Consider the following 23,887-nt stretch of genomic DNA (forward strand, 5'->3'; position numbering starts at 1 on the left):
TGCGTCGCGCCCGTAGGGCTGCACGCCCCTCTGGCTTTTGGACGACCTTGATGCGCCGCTCCCTGATGCTGCTTGCCGCCGGCCTGATCGTGGCCGGGACCACGGTTCCCGAGCTGGCGCTCGCCCAACGCCGCGGCAACGACGAACAGCGCCAGCAGGAAGAGGCCTCCAAGAAGCGCAAGCGCGATTCGGAATGGAGCGACGTCCAGGCGCCGCTGCCGCAGCTGCGCAACGCCGGCCCGTGCCCCTATGTGAAGGTGCTCTACGACGCGGCCCGCTTTGTCGAGTTCAAGGACGAACGCGAGGCGTCCTCAGCGGTCGGCTTCTCGGGCGAGATCCAAGGCATCTCGGCGGGCTGCCAGTACAAGGACGAAGAGCCGATCCAGGTGAAGATGGAGATCCTCTTCGAACTGGGCAAAGGCCCGCAGGCTCAAGGCGCCACCAAGAACTATCGCTACTGGGTGGCGGTGACCCAGCGCGGTCAGTCGGTGATCGCCAAGGAATACTTCGACCTGCCGATCACCTTCCCGGCCGGCCAGGATCGCGTCTACGCCACCGAAACCATCAACCAGATCACCATTCCGCGCGCCACCATGACCACCAGCGGCGCCAACTTCGAAGTGCTGGTCGGTTTCGACGTCACGCCGCAGATGGCGGCCTTCAACCGCGAGGGTAAGCGTTTCCGGCTGAACGCCGGCGCCGCCGTCGCCGGGAACACCAACGAAAACAAATGAGCGACCTGAAAAGGGGCCTGAGCGAAGCGGTCGCCGCCGCCTTCGCCGCGGCGGGACTGCCGGCCGAACTCGGCCGGGTGACTCCGTCTGACCGGCCCGACCTGGCGGACTTCCAATGCAATGGGGCGCTGCCCGCGGCCAAGGTCGCCAAGCGCGACCCGCGCGAGATCGCCGCCGAGGTGGTGGCGAACCTGACCGGCGACCCGCGCCTGGCCTCGGTCGAGGCCGCGGGCCTCGGCTTCATCAACATGCGCGTCAGCGACAGCGCCCTGTCGGCCCGCGCCGCCGAGATCGCCGCCGATCCGCGCCTGGGCGCGCAGGCGGTCGAGACCGTGCGCAAGGTGATGATCGACTACGGCGGCCCGAACGTGGCCAAGCCGATGCACGTTGGCCACCTGCGCTCGTCGATCATCGGCGAATCGCTGAAGCGCATCTACCGGTTCCGCGGCGACACCGTGCTGGGCGACGCCCACTTCGGCGATTGGGGCTACCAGATGGGCCTGCTGATCGGCGCGGTCACCGACGAGGACGCGCAGATCGCCAAGGTGGTCGAAGACCTGAACGCCAAGGGCGCGGTCAGCGACGCCGACGAGGCGGCCGCCTTCGCCCTGTTCGACGAGAAGGTCAGCCTGGCCGACCTCGACCGGCTCTATCCGCTGGCCGCCGCGCGCGGCAAGACCGAGCCGGAGTACCGCGACCGGGCCCGCAAGCTGACCGCCGAACTGCAGGCGCGCCGCGCCGGCTACTTCCTGCTGTGGCGCCACTTCGCCAAGGTGACCAAGGTCGCCCTGGAGCGCGACTTCCACGCCCTGGGCGTCGACTTCGACCTCTGGAAGGGCGAGAGCGACGTCGACGAACTGATCAAGCCGATGGTCGAGGACCTGGAGGCCAAGGGCCTGCTGGTCGAGGACCAGGGTGCGCGCATCGTGCACGTCGCCGGTCCGAACGAGACCAAGAAGAAGAAGCTGCCGGACGGCTCGGTGGTCGTGGTCCCGAGCCCCGACCCGCTGCTGGTGGTCTCGTCCGAAGGTTCGGCCATGTACGGCACGACCGACCTGGCGACGATCCTCGACCGCAAGCAGACCTTCGGCCCGGACCACGTCCTCTACGCCGTGGACCAGCGCCAGGCCGACCACTTCGAGATCGTGTTCCGCGCCGCCTACCTGGCCGGCTACGCCGAGAAGGGCAGCCTGGAGCATGTCGGCTTCGGCACCATGAACGGCACAGACGGCAAGCCGTTCAAGACCCGCGAAGGCGGCGTCCTGAAGCTGAACGACATGATCGTCATGACCCGCGACAAGGCGCGCGAGCGCCTGCACGAGGCGGGCCTGGGCGCCGAGCTCGACCCCGACACCTTCGAGGACACCGCCCACAAGGTGGCGGTCGCGGCGCTGAAGTTCGCCGACCTGCAGAACTTCCGCGGCACGTCCTACGTGTTCGACCTCGACCGCTTCTCGAGCTTCGAGGGCAAGACCGGACCTTACCTGCTGTACCAGGCGGTGCGGGTGAAGTCGGTGCTGCGCAAGGCGCAGGCCGAGGGCGCCGAGCCCGGGCCGATCGTGGTCGCCGATCCGGCCGAACGCGACCTGGTGCTGCTGCTTGACGCCTATGACCAGGCGCTGATCGACGCCTACGACAAGAAGGCCCCGAACTTCGTCGCCGAGCACGCCTACAAGCTCGCCCAGGCCTTCTCGAAGTTCTACGCCGCCTGTCCGATCCTCAGCGCCGAACCGGCGGTGAAGGCCTCGCGCCTGGCGCTGGCGCAGACCACCCTGCGCCAGCTCGAACAGGCGCTGGACCTGCTGGGCATCGCCGCGACCGACCGGATGTAGGGCAGCTCGCCTGGGGCGTTCAGGCGTCCCAGGCCTGCACCGTCACCTGGTTGCGGATCTTGCCGTGGTCGAGGTCGAGCATCGCCGTGCAGAACACCTTGGTCCCGTCCGGATAGGCGCAGGACTCGCTGAAGGCCATGTGGGTATCGTCGGCGACTGCCGATTCCAGCTTGTGGGTCATCGCCCGGCCGCAGACGTCCTCGTAGTAGCGGGCGATCTGCGCCTTGCCGCGCAGCTCCATCGGGGCGCTGGGTGTGTGGTCGCGGTCGATGATCTGGATGACCGCATCGTCGACATAGAAGCCGATCAGGGCCGAAGCGTCCCGGCCTTCGAGCGCGTGTTTCAGGGTCTTGGGGGTGATCGAGGGCATGGCGCCGTCTCCGCCAGACGGGTCCCGCGGCCGAGGCGGTCGCTGCTATGCCTGGCGGCGGAAAGCTACCACGCGGGGGCCTCTCCCGCGACGTCCATGCGCAGATCGTCACAAGCGCTCGCCTCGCGGCGCGTGGCGCATTGACTCCCCTTCGGCGATCGAAGAGTTATGCGGCGACTCTCGCGGGAGAGATCGGACCTTTCGGGGTCCGGAGCCGAAGGCGCAACCGCCCCGGAAACGCTCAGGCAAAAGGACCGCGCGAGCTGATGAACGCTGGAAAGTAGCGCCGGGAAACCGGGGCTCGCCGAAGGAGCAAGGGACCGCCTGGTCCTGAAATCTCTCAGGCTCAGGGACAGCGGGGGCGCGAACGTCGCGAGGGCTTGGCCCTGACGCGCGCTCGCGATGTCATCAGCCGGAGTCCGCCATGTCCGACGAGATCTTGAAGACTACCCCGCTCAACGCCGCGCACATCGCCGCGGGCGCCCGCATGGTGCCTTTCGCCGGCTACTCCATGCCCGTGCAGTACAAGGACGGGGTGCTGAAGGAGCACCTCTGGACCCGCGAGAACGCCGGCCTGTTCGACGTCTCGCACATGGGCCAGGCGCGGCTGCGCGGGGTCTCGCCGCTGTCGGCCTTCGAGGAGGTTACGCCCGGCGACTTCATCGGCCTGCAGCCGGGCAAGCAGCGCTACTCGGTGCTGCTGAACAAGAAGGGCGGCATCATCGACGACCTGATGGCTGCGCGTCCGGACGACGACGGCCTGTTCGTGGTGGTCAACGGCGCCTGCAAGGACAACGACTTCAAGGTCATCGACGACGAACTGGCCGGACAGGTGCGCATCGAGCGCCTGGAGGACCGCGCGCTGCTGGCGCTGCAGGGTCCGAAGGCCGCCGAGGTGCTGGCCGCGCACGCGCCGGACGCCGCCGGCATGGTGTTCATGGACGCCCGCGCGATCACCGCCTTCGGAACCGACGCCATCGTCTCGCGCTCGGGCTACACCGGCGAGGACGGCTACGAGATCTCGGTCCCGGCGTCTGAAGCCGAACGCATCTGGAACACCCTGCTGGCCGACGAGCGCGTGAAGCCGATCGGTCTGGGCGCGCGCGACAGCCTGCGTCTGGAAGCGGGCCTGCCGCTCTATGGCCACGACGTCGACGAGACCGTCAGCCCGGTCGAAGCCGACCTGGCGTTCTCGGTCTCCAAGAAGCGCCGCGACGCGCGCGACTTCCCGGGCGCGGCGCGCATCGCCAAGGAGCTGGCCGAGGGCGTCAGCCGCAAGCGCGTCGGTCTGGTAGTGCTGGAAGGCGCGCCGGCCCGCGAGGGCGCGGAGATCGCCGACGGGGCTGGTAACGTGATCGGCGTCGTCACGTCGGGCGGGTTCTCGCCGAGCCTCGGCAAGCCCATCGCCATGGGCTTCGTGCCGCCGGCCTACGCCGACGCCGGTTCGAAGCTGAAAGTCATCGTTCGGGGCAAGGCCCAGGCCGCAGAGGTCGTCGCCATGCCCTTCGTTCCCCATCGCTATGTTCGCAAGCTCTGAGAGAGAGGGCCTTCCCCCATGCGTTTCACCAAGGATCACGAGTGGGTCGTCGTCGAGGGCGACGTGGCCACCATCGGCATCACCGCCTATGCGGCTGAGCAGCTGGGCGACGTCGTGTTCGTCGAGGTCCCGGAAACGGGCAAGACCGTGAAGGCTGGCGACAACCTGGCCGTGGTCGAGAGCGTCAAGGCCGCCTCCGACGTCTACGCCCCGGTCTCGGGCGAGGTCGTCGAGGGCAACGCCGCGCTCGGCGACGCGCCCGAGACGGTCAACGACCAGCCGGAAGGCCTGGGTTGGTTCGCCAAGGTCAAGCTGGCGAACCCGGCCGAGGTCGAGGCGCTGATGGACCGCGACGCCTACGAAGCCTTCCTGGGCACGCTCTAATCAACACCGCCGACCCCGGCGCAGGCCGGGGTCCAAGCCGACGCGCCGCTCTTCAGGAGCGGGGAGTGACGACACCATGAGATACCTGCCCCTTTCCCCGGCCGACCGCGCGCAGATGCTGGCGACCATCGGCGCCGGGTCGATCGACGACCTGTTCGTCGACGTGCCGCAGGCGGCCCGCAAGGCCGAGCTGTTCGATCTGCCGCTGCACGCCGGCGAGCTGGAGGTCGAGCGCGAGCTGGCCGGCCTGGCGGCGATGAACCGTCCGGCCGGGGCAGGGCCGTTCTTCTGCGGGGCGGGGGCCTACAAGCACCATGTCCCGGCGACGGTGGATCACATCATCCAGCGTTCGGAATTCCTGACCAGCTACACGCCCTACCAGCCGGAAATCGCACAGGGCACGCTGCAGGTGCTGTTCGAGTTCCAGACCCAGGTCGCGGCCCTGACCGGGCTCGAGGTGGCCAACGCCTCGATGTACGACGGCTCCACGGCCTGCGCCGAGGCGGTGATGATGGCCCAGCGCGTCACCCGCCGGAAGAAGGCGGTGCTGTCGGGGGGGCTGCATCCGCACTATGCGGCGACGACCCAGACCATCGCCCATGCCGAGGGCATGGACATCGTGCGCCAGGCCGCGGCGGTCGACGCCGAGGCCGCTGTGCTCGACGCCATCGACGCCGACACCGCCGCGGTGGTGGTGCAGACGCCGAACGTGTTCGGCGTCGTCACCGACGTGACCAAGATCGCGCAGGCGGCCCACGAGGCCGGCGCGCTGCTGATCGTGGTGACGACCGAGGCGGTCTCGTACGGCCTGCTAAAGTCGCCGGGCGAGATGGGCGCGGACATCGCCGTGGCCGAGGGCCAGTCGATCGGCAACGGCCTGAACTTCGGCGGTCCGTATGTCGGGCTCTTCGCCTGCCGCGAAAAGCTGGTGCGCCAGATGCCCGGCCGGCTGTGCGGCGAGACGCTCGACGCCGAGGGCCGCCGCGGCTTCGTACTGACGCTGTCGACCCGCGAGCAGCACATCCGTCGCGAGAAGGCGACGTCGAACATCTGCACCAACTCGGGCCTCTGCGCCCTGGCCTTCACGATCCACCTGTCGCTGCTGGGGGAGACGGGCCTGCGCCAGCTGGCCGCGCTGAATCACGCCAAGGCCCGCGAGCTGCGTGACGCCCTGGCCGCCGTGCCAGGCGTCGAGGTGCTGACCCCGCGCTTCTTCAACGAGTTCGCGATCCGCCTGAAGGGCGATGCGGCCGCCGTCGTCGAGGCCCTGCTCGCCGATGGCGTCGTCGCCGGCGTGCCGTTCTCGCGGCTCGACCCCGGCGCCGGCATGGACGACGTCCTGCTGGTCGCCGCGACCGAGACCACCACCACCCAGGACATCCAGACCTTCGCCCAGGCGCTCGCCGGGAGGACCGCGTAATGACCATGCAAAACGTTGGCCGTCCGACCCGTCCGGAAGGCGCCGCCGAATCGACCGGCCACACCTCGCTGACCGGCGGCCGCGGCCTGCTGCAGGACGAGGCGCTGATCTTCGAACTGGGCGGCTGGGACAAGACCGGCGTCGACCTGGCCGCGCCCGCGCAGGACGCGTCGGACCTGGGCGACCTGGTGCGCGCCGCGCCGATCGGCCTGCCGGGCCTGTCGGAGCCGGAGGCGATGCGCCACTACGTGCGCCTGTCGCAGAAGAACCACGCCATCGACCTGGCGCTCTATCCGCTCGGCTCGTGCACGATGAAGCACAACCCGCGCCTGAACGAGAAGATGGCCCGGCTGGCCGGCTTCGCCGACCTGCATCCGCTGGCCCCGCAGGCGACCGTGCAGGGCGCGCTGGCGCTGATGGACCGCCTGGCCCACTGGCTGAAGACCCTGACCGGCATGCCGGCCGTCGCCCTGTCGCCGAAGGCCGGCGCGCACGGCGAGCTCTGCGGCCTGTTGGCCATCAAGGCCGCCCATGAGGCGAACGGGCAGGCGCATCGCCGCACGGTGCTGGTGCCGACCTCGGCCCACGGCACCAACCCGGCTACCGCCGCCTTCGTCGGCTATTCGGTGGTCGAGATCGCCCAGACCGACGACGGCCGCGTCGACACCGCCGACCTGGCGGCCAAGCTGTCGCCCGACGTGGCGGCGATCATGGTCACCAACCCCAACACCTGCGGGCTGTTCGAGCGCGACATCCTGGAGATTTCGCGCCTGACCCATGAGGCCGGGGCGTACTTCTACTGCGACGGCGCCAACTTCAACGCCATCGTCGGCCGGGTGCGCCCGGGCGACCTGGGCGTCGACGCCATGCACATCAACCTGCACAAGACCTTCTCCACGCCGCATGGCGGCGGCGGGCCGGGCGCGGGTCCGGTGGTGCTGTCGGCCGCGCTGGCGGCCCACGCGCCGGCCCCCTGGGTGGTGTCGGGCGAGGACGGCTTCAAGCTGGTCGAGGAGACCATCGACGAGGCCGCCCAGGGCTTTGGCCGCATGAGCGCCTTCCACGGTCAGATGGGCATGTTCGTCCGCGCCTACGCCTACATGGTCAGCCATGGGACCGACGGCCTGCGCCAGGTGGCCGAGGATGCGGTGCTGAACGCCAACTACATCAAGGCGCGGCTGTCGCCGGTGATGAGCCCGGCCTTCCCCGAAGGTCCGTGCATGCACGAGGCGCTGTTCGACGACGCCTGGCTGGACGGCACCGGGGTGACCACGCTCGACTTCGCCAAGGCGATGATCGACGAGGGCTTCCACCCGATGACCATGTACTTCCCGCTGGTCGTCCACGGGGCGATGCTGATCGAGCCGACCGAGACCGAGCCCAAGCACGAGCTGGATCGGTTCTGCGAGGCGCTGATCGCCCTGGCGCACGCCGCCAAGGCCGGCGACGCCGAGCGGTTCAAGGGGGCCCCCTATCTGGCCCCGCTGCGCCGCCTGGACGAGACCCTGGCCGCCCGCAAGCCGCGTCTGACGTGGCGGCCGGAGGCGCAAGGTGTGTCCCCGGCGCCGCTCGCGGCTGAATAGCCACAAGTGGACGAAATTTAACCGCAGGGTCGCCTTTACGAGTCCTAGATACGTTCTCATATCGGCAGGACGCCCGACCGCTGGTCCTCCCCAGTTCGGCGCGCGGGCTCAATCCAGGTTTTGAACGTGTCACTCGCCATGCCCAGCGTGCGCGGTAATCGCGCCACCGACGACGTCACCCGCGATCTCGCGGGCCGAGTCGTGCGCTTCGGCCTGGTCGTCGTCGGCGGGCTGATCGTGGTCGCCGGCATCCTGATCGCGCCCCTGCCGGGGCCGGGCGGGATCCCGGTGATCGTCGTCGGGCTGATGGTGATCCTGCGCAACTCGTTCAAGGCGCGGCGGCAGTTCGTCCGCCTGCATCACGCGCACCCGCGGGTGATCTCACCGATCCGGCGGCTGTTGCGGCGCGATCCGCAAATCCTGAAGATGTCCTGGCATCAGGCTTTGAAGATCGAGCGTCTTCTGGCGCCTAAGGGCCTTCGCTTCATGGTTCGCAGCCGGCGCCTTTTCAGACGCCGGCGCTAAACCGTTAGTTCCTACTGGAGCTTGGAGCCCAGCTGGCTGATCGCACGGTCGACCAGCGGATCAGTCTTCGCGCCCGACAGGCGCTTGGTCAGCACCACCTCGGCGGCCTGAGCCGCCAGATCGGCGGCGGCGGCCTTCACCTCGGCCGCAGCTTGCGCCTCGGCGTTGGCGATCTTGCGCTCGGCGAGCTGCTGACGGCGAGCCAGGCTCTCCTCCAGCTTCGCCTTGGCTTCGGCCTCGTAGCGGCGGGCTTCTTCCTGGGCGGCGGCCAGCATGTCCTTGGCTTGCGCCTCGGCTTCGGCGCGCTCGGCCTTCAGTTGGGTCAGCAGGCGCTGAGCTTCCTCGCGGATGCGGGCCGCTTCGTCCAGGTCGCCCTGGATCTTGGCGGTCTTGGCGTCCAGTGCAGCGTTGATCGCCTTCGGGGCCTTGGCCACGAAGATCACGATGCCGAAGAAGATCAGCAGACCGACGCCGACCCAGAACTCCGCGTTGGCGGGATTAAGGAAAGCGGGCATCAGGCGGCTCCTTGAACGCGAGCGGCGAGCGCCGCGTCGATCTCGGCCGCAGTCACCTTCTGACCGGTCAGCTTCTCGACCATGGCCTGGGCCGTCTCGCCGGCGATGCCGCGGACGTTGGACATGGCCTGGTCGCGCAGGCCGCGGATGCGGGCCTCGGCCTCATCCATCTGGGCCTGAAGACGTTCGTCTTCGGCCTTCTGGCTGGTGGCCAGTTCGGCGGCGGCCTTGGCCTTGGCTTCGACGGCGAGGCTGCGCGCGCGAGCACGGGCTTCGTCGATCTCGGCCTGGGCGGCCTTGGCTTGCGCCTCGGCTTCAGCCTGAACGCTGCGGGCTTGGGTCACCGCGTCGGCGATGGTCGCCGCGCGGGTGTCCTGGATCGAGCGGAGCCGCGGAATGAAGACCTTGGCCAGCAGGATGTAGAGGACAGCGAAGATGAGGAAGAGCCAGACGATCTGGCCGCCCCAATGTTCGAATTCGAACTGGGGCAGGCCACCTCCGCTCTCGCCGCCGCCGTGGGCGGCGACTTCCGTCGTGCCGGCCGGAGCGTGAGCCCCGTGTTCGGCGGCGACGGCCTCGTGGGATGTGGTCTCGGCGGCCATAAGGCTTAGGCGTCCTTATAAACGCAGGTCAGGGCGCGACGGTGACGACGCGCCCCTCGGGACCTGCGGATCTGGCTTTAGGAGAACAGGATGAGCAGGCCGAGCACGAAGGCCAGAATGCCCAGAGCTTCGGTCAGAGCCGCGCCCAGGATCAGGTTGGTGAACTGGCCGCCGGCGGCCGACGGGTTGCGCGTGGCGCCCGCCAGGAAGTGGCCGAAGATGGTGCCCACGCCGATGCCGGCGCCGATCATGCCCAGGGTAGCGAGGCCAGCGCCGATGAACTTAGCGGCTTCAGCGTCCATAGTTTTCAGTCCCGTTTGAAAGTTGAAGAGGGTTGTTGAGTGCGAGGGCCGATCAGTGGTGATGGCCGAGGTTGACCACGTCGTTGAGATAGACGCAGGCCAGAACCGCGAAGACGAACGCCTGCAGGAAGGCGACCAGGAACTCGAGGGCCGTCAGAGCGACGACGCCGCCCAGCGAGAGAGCCGCCGCCACATAGGCGAGGGAGGCGACGCCGCCGGTGGCGGCCAGAGCGCCCAGCGAGATGATGAAGCCGGCGAAGACCTTCATGGCCACGTGGCCGCCCAGCATGTTGCCGAACAGACGCAGGGCGAGGGTCACCGGACGCAGCAGGAAGGACAGGATCTCGATCGGGGTGACCAGGATCAGCATGTACCAGGGGATGCCCGACGGAACGAACAGCTTGTACATGTTCGCGCCGTTGCGCAGCACGCCGTAGATGATGACGATCAGCATGGTCATCACCGCCAGCGAAGCGGTCACCGCCAGCTGCGAGGTGGCCGTGAAGACCAGGAACATGCCGAGCATGTTCATCATCAGGATGAACATGAACAGGGTCAGGATGTAGGGGAAGAACTTGCGCCCTTCGTGGCCGATGATCCCGGTGACGAGATCGTCGATGTAGCTGAACATCCCCTCGCCGATGACCTGCAGACGGCCCGGCACGACGGCGGCCTTGGCGGTGGTCACGGCGAAGAACAGGATCACCAGAGTCGCGGCCGCCAGCATGGCGACAGTCGAGTTGGTGATCGACAGGTCAATCGCGCCGACGCCCGGCAGAGTGAACGAAGGCAGATCCACGACCTTGTGGATCTCGAACTGATGCATCGGGTCGGCCATGCCGCCTCGAACTCCCTCAATCGTCCTCGTCGTCGGGGGGGAGGTCCTGAACGGGTCCCCACTCCCTCGCCGCTTCGGCGCTCATGCGCTGGGCCGAACGAACGGCCATCCAAATAGAAACCCCGAAGCCCACCAGGACTCCGATGATCATCCCCCAAGGCGCCGTCTTCAGAACGACGTCCGCCCCAGCTCCGAAGCCCAGCCCCACAAAGACGCCGCCTATCAGCACGCCCATGAGGCGATAGCCGTAGCCGGCGGCCTTGGAACCGTAGTCGCGCACGACCGGGGTAGTGCGCTGTTCCAGCGCCGCAGCCCTTTCGTCGAGGCGCTTAATGGCCTCGTCGCGCGAATTGTCCGGATGCGGCATGCGTCGGGCGGCCTTTTGGAACCACGACGTCGCCCGCCGCGGCCGGGGCTTCAAGTCGCGCGGAACCTATAGGCGCGGGTGCGGTGCGTCAAGGCTGGGGTTGTGTGATTTAGCGCGTTGTAATTGCTTGGGAAAATGGCGTCGCGACAACTCGTCCACCGGCCGCGGCGCTCGTCTGCCGGGAACTGAGGTTGGCTACGGCGCAGATTCCCTTGAGGAACCTGGCTTACTGCGCCGCCATGGCCTCAGCCTGACGCAGATCGACCGAGACCAGCTGCGAGACGCCGCGCTCGGCCATGGTCACCCCGAACAGCCGATCCATCCGCGCCATGGTCACCGGGTTGTGGGTGATGGTGATGAACCGGGTCTCGGTGCGGCGGCGCATCTCGTCGAGCAGGTTGCAGTAGCGGTCGACATTGGCGTCGTCGAGCGGGGCGTCGACCTCGTCGAGCACGCAGATCGGCGCCGGCTGGGCAAGGAACACCCCGAAGATCAGCGCGCAGGCGGTCAGCGCCTGCTCGCCGCCGCTCATCAGGCTCATGGTCGAGAGACGCTTGCCCGGCGGGCAGGCGTAGATTTCGAGGCCGGCTTCCAGCGGATCGTCGGACTCGACCAGCCGCAGCTCGGCCTGGCCGCCCTGGAAAAGGGCCTGGAAGAGCGTCTTGAAGTGCTCGTTGATCACCTCGAATGCGGCCAGCAGCCGCTCGCGGCCTTCGCCGTTCAGTTCGTCGATGCCCTGGCGCAGCTTGGCGATGGCGCCGGTCAGGTCGGTGCGCTCGCTCATCATGGTTTCGAGCCGGGCGGCATGCTCGCCGGCCTCTTCCTCGGCGCGAAGGTTCACGGCCCCGATCGAGTCGCGCTGGCGTTCCAGCGCGTAGAGGTGAGCCTCCATGCCGCCGGCGTCGGTGGGGATGGCGACGGCTTCCTCGGCCAACTGCCGGCCGAGCTGCTCGGGTTCGATGCGCGCGGTCTCGCGGATCTGGCTGGTGATCTCGGTCAGACGTTCGATCGCCGCTTCCAGCTTGGCGGCGAGCGAGGCGCGCAGCTCGCGGGCCTCGCCGGCGGCGGCTTCGGCTGCGCGCAGGGCGCGGTCGGCCTCGGTGCGGGCGGCCTCGGCCTGGGCCAAGGCGTCGGCCGACTGGGCGCGGCGGGCTTCGGCGGCGGCCAGTTCGTCCAGCAGCTTGCCGAGTCGCTCCTGGTGCGAGGCTGGCGCTTCCAGCGCGGTGTCGAGATTGGCCTGCACCTTGGCGCGGCCTTCGGCCAGGTCGTCCAGACGGCGGGCGGCGGTCTTGCCGCGCCGGGTCCAGTCGTCGCTGTCGCGCTTGAGGTTTTCATGGCGGCGGGCGCGGCCGTCGCGCTCGCGCACTTCCAGTTCGAGGGCCGAGCGCGCGGTCGAGGCGGCCTCGCGGGCCGGGCCGGCGGCGGCGCGGGCGGCGGCCAGGCGCTCGACCAAATCGCCGGCCTCGCTCTGGCTCGAGGTTTCGGCGATCGCCGTCGCCAGGATCTGCTCGGCGTCGGCGAGCTCGGCCTCGAAGCGGCCGATCATGTCGTCGAGCGACTGGGCCTGGGCCTCGCGGCGGGTGGCCTCGCGATCGAGCTTTTCCAGGACGCCGCGGGCGATGGTGACCTTCTGTTCGGCCGCCGGCGGCTCGCGGCGCGCGTTGCGGACGGCGTCCTCGGCGGCGCGGACCCGGGCCGAGGCCGATTGCAGGGCTTCCTTGGCGGCGGCGGCGCGGGGCGAGACGGCCTCGATCTCGGTCTCGACCTCGGCCAGCCGGGTCTTCTGCTCCATGCGGATGGCGGCGGGCTTGGGCGCGTCGGCGCGGGCGACGAAGCCGTCCCAGCGCCAGAGGTCGCCTTCCCTGGAGACCAGCCGCGCGCCGGTCGGCAGCGAGACCTGCAGCCGGTCGCCGTCCTCGCGCGCGACCACGGCGATGTGGGCCAGGCGGGCGGCCAAGGCGTCGGGAGCCTTCACCTTGCCGGCCAGCGGTTCGACGCCGGTCGGCCAGGCGGCAGGCGCGATCTCGCCGCCGCCCCAGTAGGCCGGGGCCTTCGGGTCGAGGGCGGCGTCCAGGTCGTCGCCGAGCGCGGCGGCGACCGCGCGTTCGTAGCCGCGAGCCGGCACGACCGAGTCGAGGGCCGGCGCGAAGCCGGCGCGGCGCTGCTGGGCGACGATCTGGGCCAGGGCGCGGGCCTCGGCGGTCAGCCGCCCGAGGTGTTCGTCCTGCTTGCGGGCGGCCTCGCGAGCCTCGGCCTCGGCGGCGGCGGCCTTGCCGCGCTCGTCTTCGGCGAGCTCCAGCGCGGCGCGGACGGCGGCGAGCGCCGTCTGGGCGCGCTCAAGCTCGGCGCGGGCCTCTTCGATCTGCGGGGTGACGGCCGGGCCGAGCTGGGCGCGTTCGCCCTTGGCCTGGTCGAGGGCGCGGCGGGTGCGCGAGACCCGGTTCTGGGCCTCGTCGACGCGGGCGGCGCCGGCGCGGCGGCGGGCCTCGTCGGCGGCGGCCAGGGCCGCCAGTTCTTCGACCGCCTTGTCGGCGGCGATGCGGGCCTCGTCGGCGGTGCGGGCGGCGGCTTCCAGCTCCGGCACGCGCTCGGGAGCGGCGGCGATGGCGGCCTCCAGCGCCTCCAGGTCCTCGACCATCCGGGCCAGGGCGGCCTGGGCGTCGTGGGCGATCTGGGTCTCGCGGGCGCGGTCGCCGTCGATGCGGGTCAGATCGCCGGTCAGGCGCTCGACCTCGGCGGCCAGGGCCTCGCCCTCGCGCTCGAGCCGGTCCTTGTCGATGGCCAGGCGGTTCAGGATCGCCGCGGCGATGGCCTCGGCCTCGCGCAGGGGCTTGATCGCCTCTTCGGCCTGGGCGGCGCGCGTGGTCGCGGCCGCGGCTTCGCGAGTGTTGGCCTCGACCGCGGCGGCGGCGGCGGCGGCTTCCTCGCGCAGGCGCACGGCGGCGTCGCGGGCCTCGGACCAGCGCGCGAACAGCACCGCGCCTTGCAGGGCGCGGATCTCGGCCGACAGCTTCTTGTAGCGCTCGGCCTGGCGGGCCTCGCGCCGCAGACGGTTCAGCGCGGTCTCCAGCTCGCCGGAGACGTCGTCGAGCCGCGCCAGGTTGGCTTCGGCGGCGCGCAGGCGCAGCTCGGCTTCATGCCGACGCGAATGCAGGCCCGAGACGCCGGCCGCTTCTTCCAGGATCAGCCGGCGGTTCTGCGGCTTGGCCGCGATCAACTCGGAGATCTGGCCCTGGCGCACCAGGGCCGGGGAGTTCGAACCGGTCGAGGCGTCGGCGAACAGCAGCTGGACGTCGCGGGCGCGGACTTCGCGGCCGTTGATCTTGTAGGTCGAGCCGGCGCCCTTATCGATCCGCCGCACCACCTCGAGCACTGGGGCGTCGTTGAAGGCCGGCGGGGCGCGGCGGTCGGCGTTGTCGATGGTCAGGACGACTTCGGCGTGGTTGCGCGAAGCGCGGTTTCCAGAGCCGGCGAAGATCACGTCGTCCATGCCGCCGGCGCGCATCGCCTTGGCGGAATTGGCCCCCATCACCCAGCGCAGGGCTTCCAGCAGGTTCGACTTGCCGCAGCCGTTCGGTCCGACGATGCCCGTGACTCCGGGCTCGATCCGAAACTCGGTCGGATCGACGAAGGACTTGAAGCCGGAGAGTCGGAGCCTCTGGAAATGCACGGGCCGGGGGCGCCTCCTACCGCTTGGAGGCCGCGGCGACCGCGGCGTCGAGTTCGGCGGCGGTCATCTCGCCTTCCTTCACCTTCTTGCCGTTGAACACGAAGGTGGGGGTGCCGGTGATCTCGCCCTGCTTGGCGTTGCGGGCCACGCGGGCGTTCAGCGCTTCGAGGTTGGCGGTGTCGGAGAGGCAGGCTTCGAACTGGGCTTCGCTCAGGCCGCCGGCCTGGGCTGCACCGACCAGAACGCTACGGGCGTCGCCGGTCTTGACCATCTCGTCGTGGCCGCGGAACACCGCGTCGACGACGGTGAAATACTTGTCCTTGCCGGCGCAGCGGGCGGTGATGAAGCCGGCGGCGGCCACCTGGGCCGGCGGGGTCAGGATCTCGCGCAGGGTGTAGTGGACCTTGCCGGTGTCGATGTACTTCTTCTTGAAGGCCGGAAAGACCTCGTTGTTGAAGGTCGCGCAGTGGCTGCAGCTGAGCGAGGCGTACTCGACCAGCTTCACCTTGGCCTTGGGATCGCCCAGCGTCATGTCGTCGGGCAGGGCCACAGGCGCGGCCAGGGCCGAACCGGCGCACAGCGCTAGCGCCCCGAAGGCGGCGACGGCGATGCGGCGGTTCGGCTGGCGCATGGCTTACTTCGAGGCCTCGGCGACGGCCGCGTCGAGCTCGGCCATGGTCATTTCGCCTTCCTTGACCTTCTTGCCGTTGACGATGAACGACGGCGTCGCGCTGATCTTGTCGACCTTGATGGCCTTTTCGACGCGCTCGTTCAGGGCCTTCAGCGCCGCTTCGTCGGTGATGCAGGCGTTGAACTTCTCTTCGGTCATGCCCGCCGACTGGGCGGTGCGCAGCAGGATCCCGCGCATGTCGCCGGTGGTGAACATCTCCTGCTGGGCATGGAAGATGGCGTCGGTGACCTGGAAGTACTTGTCCTTGCCGGCGCAGCGCGCGGTCAGGAAGCCGGCTGCGGCGACCTCGTTCGGCGGGGTCAGGAATTCCTTGAAGGTGTAATGCACCTTGCCGGTGTCGATGTACTTCTTCTTGAACTCGGGGAAGACCTCGTTGTTGAACTTGCCGCAGTGGCTGCAGGTCAGCGAGGCGTACTCGACGATCTTCACCTTGGCGTTCGGATCGCCCAGGGTCATGTCGGCGGTGTCGACGGACCCGGCGCCGCCGCTCTTGGAGCAGCCGGCCAGCGCGAGCGCGCCCAGGGCCGCAACGACGAGAAGACGACGGTTGAAGTTCGGCATTTGCACCTCTGCGGAAGTCCGAATGAAAGATTAAAGCGCGATTCCCGGCCCGTGGAACGTGGGCGCCGGGGTGAAGTCAACCGGGCTCAGCCGGCTCCTCGCCGCATAACGCCCCGACCCAACCTCAGCAATGCGGCTTTCAGGGGGCCGTCGGGAGCGTTCTCAAGCGACCTGGCGAGCTCGGCTTCGCGGGCGGCGTCCAGCGGGGCGGTGCGTTTGCGGGCGGCTTTCGGTTCGATCGAGGCGGCGTTGCGCAGCGGTCCCTGCACTATGCGCAGCTTGTTCACCGCCCCCTCGCCGAGGAACAGGTTCACCCGCGAGACGATCTCATGCGCCTGGTGCTGGATGAGCGCCGCCGAGGCGCCGGCGACGCGGATCTCCAGCGCCCCCGGTCCGCCGCCGCGCGGCTTGGTCAGCTTCACCGGCTCGGTGCGCTTGGCCAGTTCGACGCCGACGATCTCGCGCCAGCGCGCCTGCAGCGCGCCGGGCCCCTGGCCGTACTTGGCGTCCAGCTCCTTGAGGAGCTTGGAGAGACCCCGCCCGGCGACCGGCGGCGGCCGGTGCTGCGGCCGCGTGCGCTTGCGCGCCAGGATCTCGGCGGCTTCGGCGGGAGTGGGCAGGGGGCGGGGCATCGGCGCGCACTCTACAACAAGGCTCCCGTCCGAGGCGAGGATCGGGTAGCTGAGACCTGGTGACGCCCGAGACGCTCCGCGACCGCCTGCTGGCCTGGTACGACGCCAACGCCCGCGACCTGCCCTGGCGGGTCGGGCCGGCCGACCATGGCCTGGGGGTGCGCGCCGATCCCTATCGCGTCTGGCTGTCGGAGGTGATGCTCCAGCAGACGACGGTGCCGCACGCCACGCCGTTCTTCCTCAAGTTCACCCACCGCTGGCCGAGCGTCAGCGACCTTGCCGCTGAGGACGACGGCGAGGTGATGGCCGCCTGGGCCGGGCTTGGCTACTACGCCCGGGCCCGCAACCTGCTGGCCTGCGCCCGGGCGGTGGCCGGCGACCACGGCGGGGTGTTTCCCGACACCGAAGAGGGACTGCGGGGCCTGCCGGGCCTGGGGCCCTATACCGCCGCAGCGGTCGGGGCGATCGCCTTTGACCTGCCGACCAACGTGGTCGACGGCAATGTCGAGCGGGTGATGTCGCGGCTGTTCGCGGTGGAGACGCCGCTGCCGGACGGCAAGGCCGAACTGAAGGCCCTGGCCGGCTCGCTGGTGCGCGACCATCGGCCGGGCGACTGGGCCCAGGCGTTGATGGACCTCGGCGCGACGGTGTGTCGGCCCAAGGGGCCGCTTTGCGACCGCTGCCCCATCGCGGAGTTCTGCGCCGGCCTGGCCGGCGGCGAGCCGGAAACCTATCCGCGCAAGACGCCCAAGGCGGCGCGGCCGCACCGCAACGGGGTGGCCTACATCCTTACCCGCGGGAACGCAGTGGCGCTGGTGCGCCGGCCGCCCAAGGGGCTGCTGGGCGGCATGCTGGCCCTGCCGACCAGCGACTGGCGCACCATGGGGTGGAGCGACGCGGAGGCCGCGGCGGCCGCGCCGGTGGGCGCCGACTGGCGGGCGGTGGGCGAGGTCGAGCACGTGTTCACGCACTTCAGCCTGACCCTGAGGCTGCTGCGGGCCGAGGGCGATGCCGAGGGCGTGATCTGGACGCCGCGCTCGGGCCTCGACGCGCTGCCGAGCGTGTTCCTCAAGGCCGCGCGGGCGGGGCTGAGCAACCTGCTCTAGGCCAGGGCCGCGCGGATGAACTGGGACTTGCCGGCGGTGTATGCAGCGCGGTCCGTAGGATGCTCGGCGACCAGGCCGGTCTTCAACTGCTCATAGGCGGCGCGCAGGCTGGGATCCGCCCGAAGCTTGTCGCGAAACTGCAGCGTCGCGATCCATTCCGCGCCGTCGTGGACGACGAAGTGCGCCAAGTGGGTGCGCGCGGCGCCCTTGCCGAAGATCCGGTGTCCCTCGACGCCGCCATCGCCGGCGTCGTCATAGCCCAGGCCGACCATCGCCGAGGCGTGGCGGTCGGCGACCGATAGGTCGGCGACTCCGATCAACAGGTCGATAATCGGCTTGGCCGAGAGCCCGGGCACCGAGGTGCTGCCGTAGTGTTCCAGAGCGATGATGTCGGAGCCGACCGCCGCGCGGATGCGGGCGGCCTCCTCCTCGAACGCCTGTCCCCATTGGGGATTGGACGCGGCCAGCCGGTTCTCGGTCCGCTCAAGCCCTAACCCGTAGGCCACGGCCTCAGGCCTGCGGCATCGCCGAGCGGATCTTGGCGCGCAGCACGTCGATGGGGGCCAGGCCCTTGTCGGACTTGAAGTGCCAGTAGGTCCAGCCGTTGCAGGCCGGGGCCGACTGGATCATGGCGCCGACCTTGTGGATCGAGCCAGAGAGATCGCCGACCACCAGGCTGCCGTCGGCGCGGACGCGGGCCATGCGTTCGCCCTTGGGGCAGTAGAGCGCGTCGCCGGGGCTGAGCAGGCCAGCTTCCAGCACCTGGCCGAACGGCACGCGCGGCTCGGACTTCTTGGAGCCGGTGACCTCCAGGTCGCCCGGCGCGATGGGGACGATCTTGCTGATCCGGTCCTTGGCCAGGGCGACGTACTTCTCGTCCTGCTCCAGGCCGATATAGCGGCGGCCCAGGCGCTTGGCGGCGGCGCCGGTGGTGCCGGTGCCGAAGAACGGGTCGAGGATGATGTCGCCGGGCTTGGTCGAGGCCAGGATCACGCGATGCAGCAGGGCTTCCGGCTTCTGGGTCGGGTGGGCCTTGGCGCCGTTCTCGTCCTTCAGGCGCTCCTCGCCGGTGCACAGCGGGAAGGTCCAGTCCGAGCGCATCTGGACGTCGTCGTTGGCCATTTTCATGGCGTCGTAGTTGAAGGTGTAGCGGCGCGAGCCGCGGCCCTTGGCGGCCCAAATCAGGGTCTCGTGGGCGTTGGTGAACCGGGTGCCCTTGAAGTTCGGCATCGGGTTGGTCTTGCGCCAGACGATGTCGTTGAGCAGCCAGAAGCCCAGGTCCTGCAGCGTCGCGCCGACCCGGAAGATGTTGTGATAGCTGCCGATCACCCAGAGGGCGCCGTCGTCCTTGAGCACCCGGCGGCACTCGGTCAGCCACTCGCGGGTGAACTTGTCGTAGGCCGCGAAGCTCTCGAACTGGTCCCAATGGTCGTCGACGGCGTCGACCTTGGAGTTGTCGGGACGCAGGAGGTCGCCGCCGAGCTGGAGGTTGTAGGGCGGGTCGGCGAAGACCAGGTCGACCGACTTCTCGGGCAGCTTCTTCAGCTCCTCGATGCAGTCGCCGTGAATAATCGTGTCGGCCTGAACGCCCATAAGGTCACCTCGATGTCCGGAGTCAGAATCCTGAGTCCTCGTGGTGAACGGGCCTTTACCGAACGTGGTTAACGGCCGTTGATCTTGGTTAACCGGTCCATCTCGCCGAGGCGCCGTGAGCGTGAACGACCGCCAGGACGCGCTCCTCGCCGCCGGGCCACATCGTGAGCCGCACCTCCATGATCGCCGGGTTCTCGGGCGGCGGCTCCATCCGCAGCCAGGCGAGCGGGGCGTCATCCGTGGCGGATACGCCAAGGAATTCAATAGTCTGTCGTAGCGCGACCTGGCTTTCGGCGGGCATGTATTGCCAGAACACGGAGTGGTAGATGACGCTCGCCGCGCCCGGAGCCGGGGCCGCCGAGCGCGCGGTCCACTCGACGGCGTCGGCCGCCTCGACGGTGATCTCGTTCGCCAGCGCGACGTCGATCGCCGCGCGAATTCGCTCCAGCCGGTCGAACTGATCGGGCCAGACATAGGCCATCAGGCGTCGGCGTTGGACGGGGTCCTTGAGGTCCACTGGCCGGCGGTCGCAGGCTTGGCGGTGAATGACGCGGACCTGCGCGTCCAGCGGCGGCATGACGCCGGACCAGTCGGAGGGCAGCCGCACCGGGCTGTCCGGACCCCAGGGTGCGCCGGACAGGTCATAGCGGTAGCGGTCCCAGGAAAGGTTGAGGCCGGCGCTGGCGGCGATCTCGAAGCAGCGCAGCGGCAGGCCGGTCTGCTTGGCCACGGTCAGGAAGCCGCCGAGCAGGGCGGCGGAGCGGCGCACCTCGTTGGTCTGCGGCTCGTGGTCCATGAAGGCGGCGAGGCGGCCGGCGTGCTGCGCCATTGCGCGGCGAACCTCAGGCCAGGCCGTGGCGGCGTCGAAAGCCTTGCCCGGCTGGGGATAGACGACGGCGAGGGCGGGATCCTCGCCGCTCAGCACCAGGTCATGCAGGGCCCCGACCAGTCGCAGCGGGACGGCTCCGGCCATCAGGGGGCGCAGGTCCTGGCCGGCCCAGGGCGCCAGCAGGGCGGCGGTCGGGCCGCCGGCCTCGAGGTCGTCGGCCGCGTGGTCGAGCAACTGCGCGTGGAAGGGCGAGCCGAGGGCCAGGCAGGCCTGGGCCTGCAGGCGGAGCGAGGGGGCGAGAGCGCTGTCCATGTCCCCGCGATCGGTCCGCGGGGGCGGGGCGTCAATCTTGATTCAATGGATCAATCGACGACGTCGACGAGTTCGCCGCGCTCGATCAGGGCCAGACGGATCGGCTCCCAGCCGCGGCGGTGGATCGGGCAGGGACCGAGGGTCCGCAGCGCCTCGACGTGGACCTGGGCGTGGTAGCCCTTGTGGCCGGCGAAGCCGTAGCCGGGATAGAGGCCGTCCATCTCGACCATCAGCCGGTCGCGGGCAGTCTTGGCCAGGATGGAGGCCGCGGCGATCGAGGCGCTGATCGAGTCGCCCTTGATCACGGTCTTGATTTCGCAGGGCAATTTGAACTTGTAGTTGCCGTCGACGAGGGCGAAGGCGGGCGTGACCGACAGCGCCTCGACGGCCCGGCGCATGGCCAGGCCCGTGGCGTGCAGGATGTTCAGCTCGTCGATCTCGTCGACGCTGGCGAAGCCGACGCCCCACGCGATGGCGACGGATTTGATCTCAAGTTCCAGGGCGTCGCGAGCCTTGGCGCTGAGCTTCTTCGAGTCATTGAGCCCGTCGGGCACGCACTGCGGGTCGAGGATCACGGCGCCGGCGCTGACCGGTCCGGCCCAGGGGCCGCGGCCGGCCTCGTCCACCCCGCAGACGGGGCCGATCGGACAGGCCAGTTCGAGCATCATGTCGGGCATACTAACGCACCAGCCGTTTGACTTGTTCGTGGCGGTGGCAGCAGGTCAGGTGGTCGTTGACGACGCCGGTCGCCTGCATGAAGGCGTAGACGATGACCGGGCCGACGAACTTGAAACCCTTGGCCTTCAAGGCCTTGGACATCTCCTCGGCGACGCGGGTCTGGGCCGGCACCTGACCGATCTCGGCCCATTTGTTCTGGACCACGCGGCCGTTGGTGAAGCTCCAGATGAACTGGCTGAAGTCCTCGCCCTTCTCGCGCATGTCGAGATAGATCCGCGCGCTCTGGATGGCGGCGTCGATCTTGGCGTTCGAGCGGACGATGCCGGCGTTGGCCATCAGCGCCGCGCGCTCGGCCTCGCCGAAGCGGGCGACGAGGTCGGGATCGAAGCCGGCGAAGGCCTCGCGGAAGGCGTCGCGCTTTCGCAGGATCGTGATCCAGGCGAGGCCGGCCTGGAAGCCGTCGAGGACGAGCTTCTCCCAGAGGGCGCGGGAGTCGTACTCGGGCACGCCCCACTCGTTGTCGTGGTAGGCCTCGTAGAGCGGGTCGCCGGCCATGCCGCGCCAGCCGCATCGAATCAGATCGCCGGTCATGGGGCGCAGTCTTGGCTTTCGGCAGAGAGGGCTTCAAGCGCTGCCGATAGCGGGTCCATCGGCAGGTTTTCGCCGCGACCTTGCAGCAAGCCGCCGCTAGGCGCGCCAGGGCGCGGTTTGTCGCGGACGTTTCAATGTCTATCGGCGTCTATCGGCGCCCGGCAGGTTTTTGTCGATTCTGACGAATGCGCGAAACAACAGCGACGGAAACTCGCCTCATCTCCCGTTCAGGAGAGCGGAGGCAGTTAGCCGCAGAGCTTCGTCTCCATCCTCCCCAATGACCTGGATTGCACCTCGTGAGTTCATCGCCTTTTCCACGCCGGATCGCCGCCCGCCTGCTCTGCGGGGTCGCCGCGGCTTCGCTCTGCGCCGGAGGCGCGCTGGCGCAGACCGACGAGCATGACCAGGAGACCGAGGTCGAGGAGCTGGTGGTCGTCGCCGGCGCCCGCAATCTGCCGGGCTCGGTGATCGGCGACATCACCCCGGAGCTGTCGATCTCGCCGCGCGAGATCCGGGCCTATGGCGCCGCCAGCGTCACCGAGCTGCTCGACGCGCTGTCGCCGCAGCTGACCAGCGGCCAGGGCTCGGGCGGGCGTCCGGTCGTGTTGATCAACGGCGGGCGGATCACCGGCTTCGCCGAGATCCGCGACCTGCCGACCGAGGCGATCGCGCGGGTCGACATCCTGCCCGAAGAGGTTTCGCTGAAGTACGGCTATCCGGCGGACCAGAAGGTCGTGAACTTCGTCCTGCGCCAGCGCTTCAAGGCGACTTTGGCCGAGGCCTCGGGCTCGAGCCCGACCCAGGACGGCGGCGGCCAGAGCGTCATGGGCCACGGCTCGGTGCTGAACATCCTGCGCGGTCAGCGGCTGATGCTGGACGCGCGGGTCACCGACACCAAGCCGATCTACGAAGGCGACCGCGACATCGTCGGCGGCGAGGGCGACCTGCGCACGCTGAGCTCGGACACCACCGCCCTGTCGCTGAACGGCGTCTATGCGCGGCCGCTGGGCGAGGGCGTCAACGGCACCATCAACGCCGGGCTCGATTTCACCGACAGCCAGGGCAAGCTCGGCCTGTCGCCGTTCTCGGACGACGCGCTGCTGCGCCGCTCGGAAACCCTCTCGGGGCGGATCGCCGCCGCGGCCGCCGGCGCCTATGCCGGCTGGCAGTGGTCGTACACCGGCGGGCTGACCCAGGACGTCGCCAAGTCCTCGACCGACCGCGACTTCAACGGCCTGCCCTATACCGACCGCACCAAGAGCACGACCACCACCGCGCAGTCCGACATCGTGCTGAACCGCGCACTGTGGGAGCTGCCGGCCGGCCAGGTCAGCACCACCCTGACCGCACGGGTCTCGGCCACCCAGTTCGAGAGCGAGGCCGACCGCCTGGGCGTCGCCACGTCCAACACGCTGGACCGCAACATCGGCCAGCTGCAGGCTAATTTCGACGTGCCGCTGATCCGTGACGGCGAAGGGCTGGGCGAGCACCTCGGCAAGCTGTCGGCGAATGTGAACGTCGGCTACCAGAACCTGTCCGACTTCGGCGACCTGCAGACGATCGGCGGCGGCCTCAACTGGACGCCGATCAAGCCGCTGCGGGTGCTGGCCTCGTTCACGCGCACCGACCAGGCGCCGACGATGAACCAGCTGGGCGACCCACTGACGTCGACCCCCGGCGTGCGGGTGTTCGACTTCCGCACCGGCCAGACCGTCGAGGTGACCCGGGTGAGCGGCGGCCTCGAGACCCTGGATTCCAGCCAGCGCGACACCCTCAAGCTCGGCGTCACCTACAAGCCCTGGGACAAGGTGAACCTGAGCTTCCAGGCCAACTACGTCTCGACCCGCACCGACGACGCGGTGGCCGCCTTCCCGTCGGCCTCGACCCAGATCGAGGACGCCTTCCCAGACCGCTTCGTGCGTAACGCGGCCGGCGAGCTGACCCTGATCGACGCGCGGCCGGTGAACTTCGCCAAGCAATCGCGCGACGAGCTGCGCTACGGCTTCACCTATTCACGCCCGGTCGGTCCGCAGCCGACCCCCGAGCAGCAGGCGGCCATGCGCCAGCGGTTCCAGGCCATGCAGGCTGAGCGGCAGGGGCAGCAAGGGCAGGGCCAGGGGCAACAGGGCCAACAGGCTCAGGGCCAACAGGCTCAGGGCCAACAGGCTCAGGGCCAACAGGCTCAGGGCCAACAGGCTCAGGGCCAACAGGCTCA

At 69.5% G+C, this 23,887-nt stretch carries 24 protein-coding genes and 1 riboswitch; of the genes, 9 read left to right on the plus strand and 15 right to left on the minus strand.

What is annotated here, in order from left to right; translation table 11 throughout:
* Positions 1–50 precede the first annotated feature (50 nt).
* Together AC1Q87_RS21275 and argS are read left to right on the plus strand one after the other, a co-directional pair.
* Complete coding sequence (locus AC1Q87_RS21275; protein WP_492610831.1) at positions 51–734, plus strand: Tat pathway signal sequence domain protein; 684 nt, start codon at positions 51–53, stop codon at positions 732–734.
* Positions 731–2,566 (plus strand): arginine--tRNA ligase, encoded by a 1,836-nt coding sequence (gene argS, locus AC1Q87_RS21280; protein ID WP_492610832.1) that lies wholly within the window; start codon positions 731–733, stop codon positions 2,564–2,566. Before AC1Q87_RS21275 ends, argS begins: the two co-directional genes overlap by 4 nt.
* A gap of 19 nt (positions 2,567–2,585) precedes the next feature.
* Here argS and AC1Q87_RS21285 read toward each other — a convergent pair whose 3' ends face one another.
* The gene (locus tag AC1Q87_RS21285) at positions 2,586–2,936 is read right to left on the minus strand and encodes a nuclear transport factor 2 family protein (protein ID WP_492610833.1); all 351 of its coding nucleotides are present in this window, start codon (positions 2,934–2,936) and stop codon (positions 2,586–2,588) included.
* A gap of 173 nt (positions 2,937–3,109) precedes the next feature.
* A riboswitch (glycine riboswitch) is annotated at positions 3,110–3,203 on the plus strand.
* Between the two features lie 157 nt (positions 3,204–3,360).
* Here AC1Q87_RS21285 and gcvT point away from each other — a divergent pair.
* From gcvT to AC1Q87_RS21310, 5 genes are all read left to right on the plus strand, one after another.
* Positions 3,361–4,473: a glycine cleavage system aminomethyltransferase GcvT gene (gene gcvT, locus AC1Q87_RS21290; protein ID WP_492610834.1), complete on the plus strand. Its 1,113-nt coding sequence runs from the start codon at positions 3,361–3,363 to the stop codon at positions 4,471–4,473.
* 18 nt (positions 4,474–4,491) lie between these two features.
* The gene (gene gcvH / locus AC1Q87_RS21295; protein ID WP_492610835.1) at positions 4,492–4,857 is read left to right on the plus strand and encodes a glycine cleavage system protein GcvH; all 366 of its coding nucleotides are present in this window, start codon (positions 4,492–4,494) and stop codon (positions 4,855–4,857) included.
* A gap of 76 nt (positions 4,858–4,933) precedes the next feature.
* Positions 4,934–6,277, plus strand: a complete 1,344-nt coding sequence (gcvPA, locus tag AC1Q87_RS21300) for an aminomethyl-transferring glycine dehydrogenase subunit GcvPA (protein WP_492610836.1) — start codon at positions 4,934–4,936, stop codon at positions 6,275–6,277.
* The gene (gene gcvPB, locus AC1Q87_RS21305) at positions 6,277–7,860 is read left to right on the plus strand and encodes an aminomethyl-transferring glycine dehydrogenase subunit GcvPB (RefSeq protein ID WP_492610837.1); all 1,584 of its coding nucleotides are present in this window, start codon (positions 6,277–6,279) and stop codon (positions 7,858–7,860) included. Before gcvPA ends, gcvPB begins: the two co-directional genes overlap by 1 nt.
* Before the next feature lie 126 nt (positions 7,861–7,986).
* Complete coding sequence (locus AC1Q87_RS21310; protein ID WP_436062747.1) at positions 7,987–8,385, plus strand: PGPGW domain-containing protein; 399 nt, start codon at positions 7,987–7,989, stop codon at positions 8,383–8,385.
* Positions 8,386–8,396: 11 nt separating this feature from the next.
* On the opposite strand, the gene AC1Q87_RS21315 is transcribed toward AC1Q87_RS21310, so the two are convergent.
* The 9 genes from AC1Q87_RS21315 to AC1Q87_RS21355 all read right to left on the minus strand — a co-directional run bounded on the left by AC1Q87_RS21315 (position 8,397) and on the right by AC1Q87_RS21355 (position 16,563).
* On the minus strand, positions 8,397–8,900 hold the full coding sequence (locus tag AC1Q87_RS21315; protein WP_436062746.1) for a F0F1 ATP synthase subunit B: 504 nt from the start codon (positions 8,898–8,900) through the stop codon (positions 8,397–8,399).
* Entirely contained in the window at positions 8,900–9,502 is a 603-nt protein-coding gene (locus tag AC1Q87_RS21320; RefSeq protein ID WP_492610838.1) for a F0F1 ATP synthase subunit B family protein, read from the minus strand. The genes AC1Q87_RS21315 and AC1Q87_RS21320 overlap by 1 nt, the downstream gene beginning before the upstream one ends.
* Positions 9,503–9,579: 77 nt before the next feature.
* Complete coding sequence (locus tag AC1Q87_RS21325; RefSeq protein ID WP_183772054.1) at positions 9,580–9,804, minus strand: F0F1 ATP synthase subunit C; 225 nt, start codon at positions 9,802–9,804, stop codon at positions 9,580–9,582.
* Between the two features lie 52 nt (positions 9,805–9,856).
* Positions 9,857–10,642, minus strand: coding sequence for a F0F1 ATP synthase subunit A (locus tag AC1Q87_RS21330; protein ID WP_492610839.1), 786 nt, complete (start codon positions 10,640–10,642; stop codon positions 9,857–9,859).
* Between the two features lie 16 nt (positions 10,643–10,658).
* Positions 10,659–11,009: an AtpZ/AtpI family protein gene (locus AC1Q87_RS21335; RefSeq protein WP_183772058.1), complete on the minus strand. Its 351-nt coding sequence runs from the start codon at positions 11,007–11,009 to the stop codon at positions 10,659–10,661.
* 226 nt (positions 11,010–11,235) lie between these two features.
* Positions 11,236–14,679: an AAA family ATPase gene (locus AC1Q87_RS21340; RefSeq protein WP_492610840.1), complete on the minus strand. Its 3,444-nt coding sequence runs from the start codon at positions 14,677–14,679 to the stop codon at positions 11,236–11,238.
* A gap of 16 nt (positions 14,680–14,695) precedes the next feature.
* Complete coding sequence (locus tag AC1Q87_RS21345; protein WP_492610841.1) at positions 14,696–15,310, minus strand: thioredoxin domain-containing protein; 615 nt, start codon at positions 15,308–15,310, stop codon at positions 14,696–14,698.
* 3 nt (positions 15,311–15,313) lie between these two features.
* Complete coding sequence (locus tag AC1Q87_RS21350) at positions 15,314–15,931, minus strand: DsbA family protein (protein WP_492610842.1); 618 nt, start codon at positions 15,929–15,931, stop codon at positions 15,314–15,316.
* Between the two features lie 86 nt (positions 15,932–16,017).
* Entirely contained in the window at positions 16,018–16,563 is a 546-nt protein-coding gene (locus AC1Q87_RS21355) for a DUF721 domain-containing protein (RefSeq protein ID WP_492610843.1), read from the minus strand.
* A gap of 56 nt (positions 16,564–16,619) precedes the next feature.
* Between AC1Q87_RS21355 and mutY the strand changes: the two genes are divergently transcribed.
* On the plus strand, positions 16,620–17,669 hold the full coding sequence (gene mutY, locus AC1Q87_RS21360; RefSeq protein WP_492610901.1) for an A/G-specific adenine glycosylase: 1,050 nt from the start codon (positions 16,620–16,622) through the stop codon (positions 17,667–17,669).
* Here mutY and AC1Q87_RS21365 read toward each other — a convergent pair.
* The 5 genes from AC1Q87_RS21365 to AC1Q87_RS21385 all read right to left on the minus strand — a co-directional run bounded on the left by AC1Q87_RS21365 (position 17,666) and on the right by AC1Q87_RS21385 (position 21,672).
* Complete coding sequence (locus tag AC1Q87_RS21365; RefSeq protein ID WP_492610844.1) at positions 17,666–18,175, minus strand: GrpB family protein; 510 nt, start codon at positions 18,173–18,175, stop codon at positions 17,666–17,668. The two genes, mutY and AC1Q87_RS21365, sit on opposite strands and share 4 nt — an antisense overlap.
* A 4-nt stretch (positions 18,176–18,179) precedes the next feature.
* The gene (locus tag AC1Q87_RS21370; RefSeq protein WP_492610845.1) at positions 18,180–19,262 is read right to left on the minus strand and encodes a site-specific DNA-methyltransferase; all 1,083 of its coding nucleotides are present in this window, start codon (positions 19,260–19,262) and stop codon (positions 18,180–18,182) included.
* Between the two features lie 88 nt (positions 19,263–19,350).
* Positions 19,351–20,403, minus strand: a complete 1,053-nt coding sequence (locus AC1Q87_RS21375; protein WP_492610846.1) for a DUF2332 domain-containing protein — start codon at positions 20,401–20,403, stop codon at positions 19,351–19,353.
* Positions 20,404–20,453: 50 nt separating this feature from the next.
* Positions 20,454–21,080, minus strand: coding sequence for a ribonuclease HII (rnhB, locus tag AC1Q87_RS21380; RefSeq protein WP_492610847.1), 627 nt, complete (start codon positions 21,078–21,080; stop codon positions 20,454–20,456).
* Position 21,081: 1 nt separating this feature from the next.
* Positions 21,082–21,672 (minus strand): DNA-3-methyladenine glycosylase I, encoded by a 591-nt coding sequence (locus AC1Q87_RS21385; protein ID WP_492610848.1) that lies wholly within the window; start codon positions 21,670–21,672, stop codon positions 21,082–21,084.
* A 296-nt stretch (positions 21,673–21,968) separates the two neighbouring features.
* On the opposite strand from AC1Q87_RS21385, the gene AC1Q87_RS21390 reads away from it, so the two are divergent.
* Positions 21,969–23,887: TonB-dependent receptor (locus tag AC1Q87_RS21390; protein ID WP_492610849.1), on the plus strand; the 1,919-nt coding region annotated here is incomplete at its 3' end.

This window comes from Phenylobacterium sp. GW823-FHT02A09 (assembly GCF_058797775.1).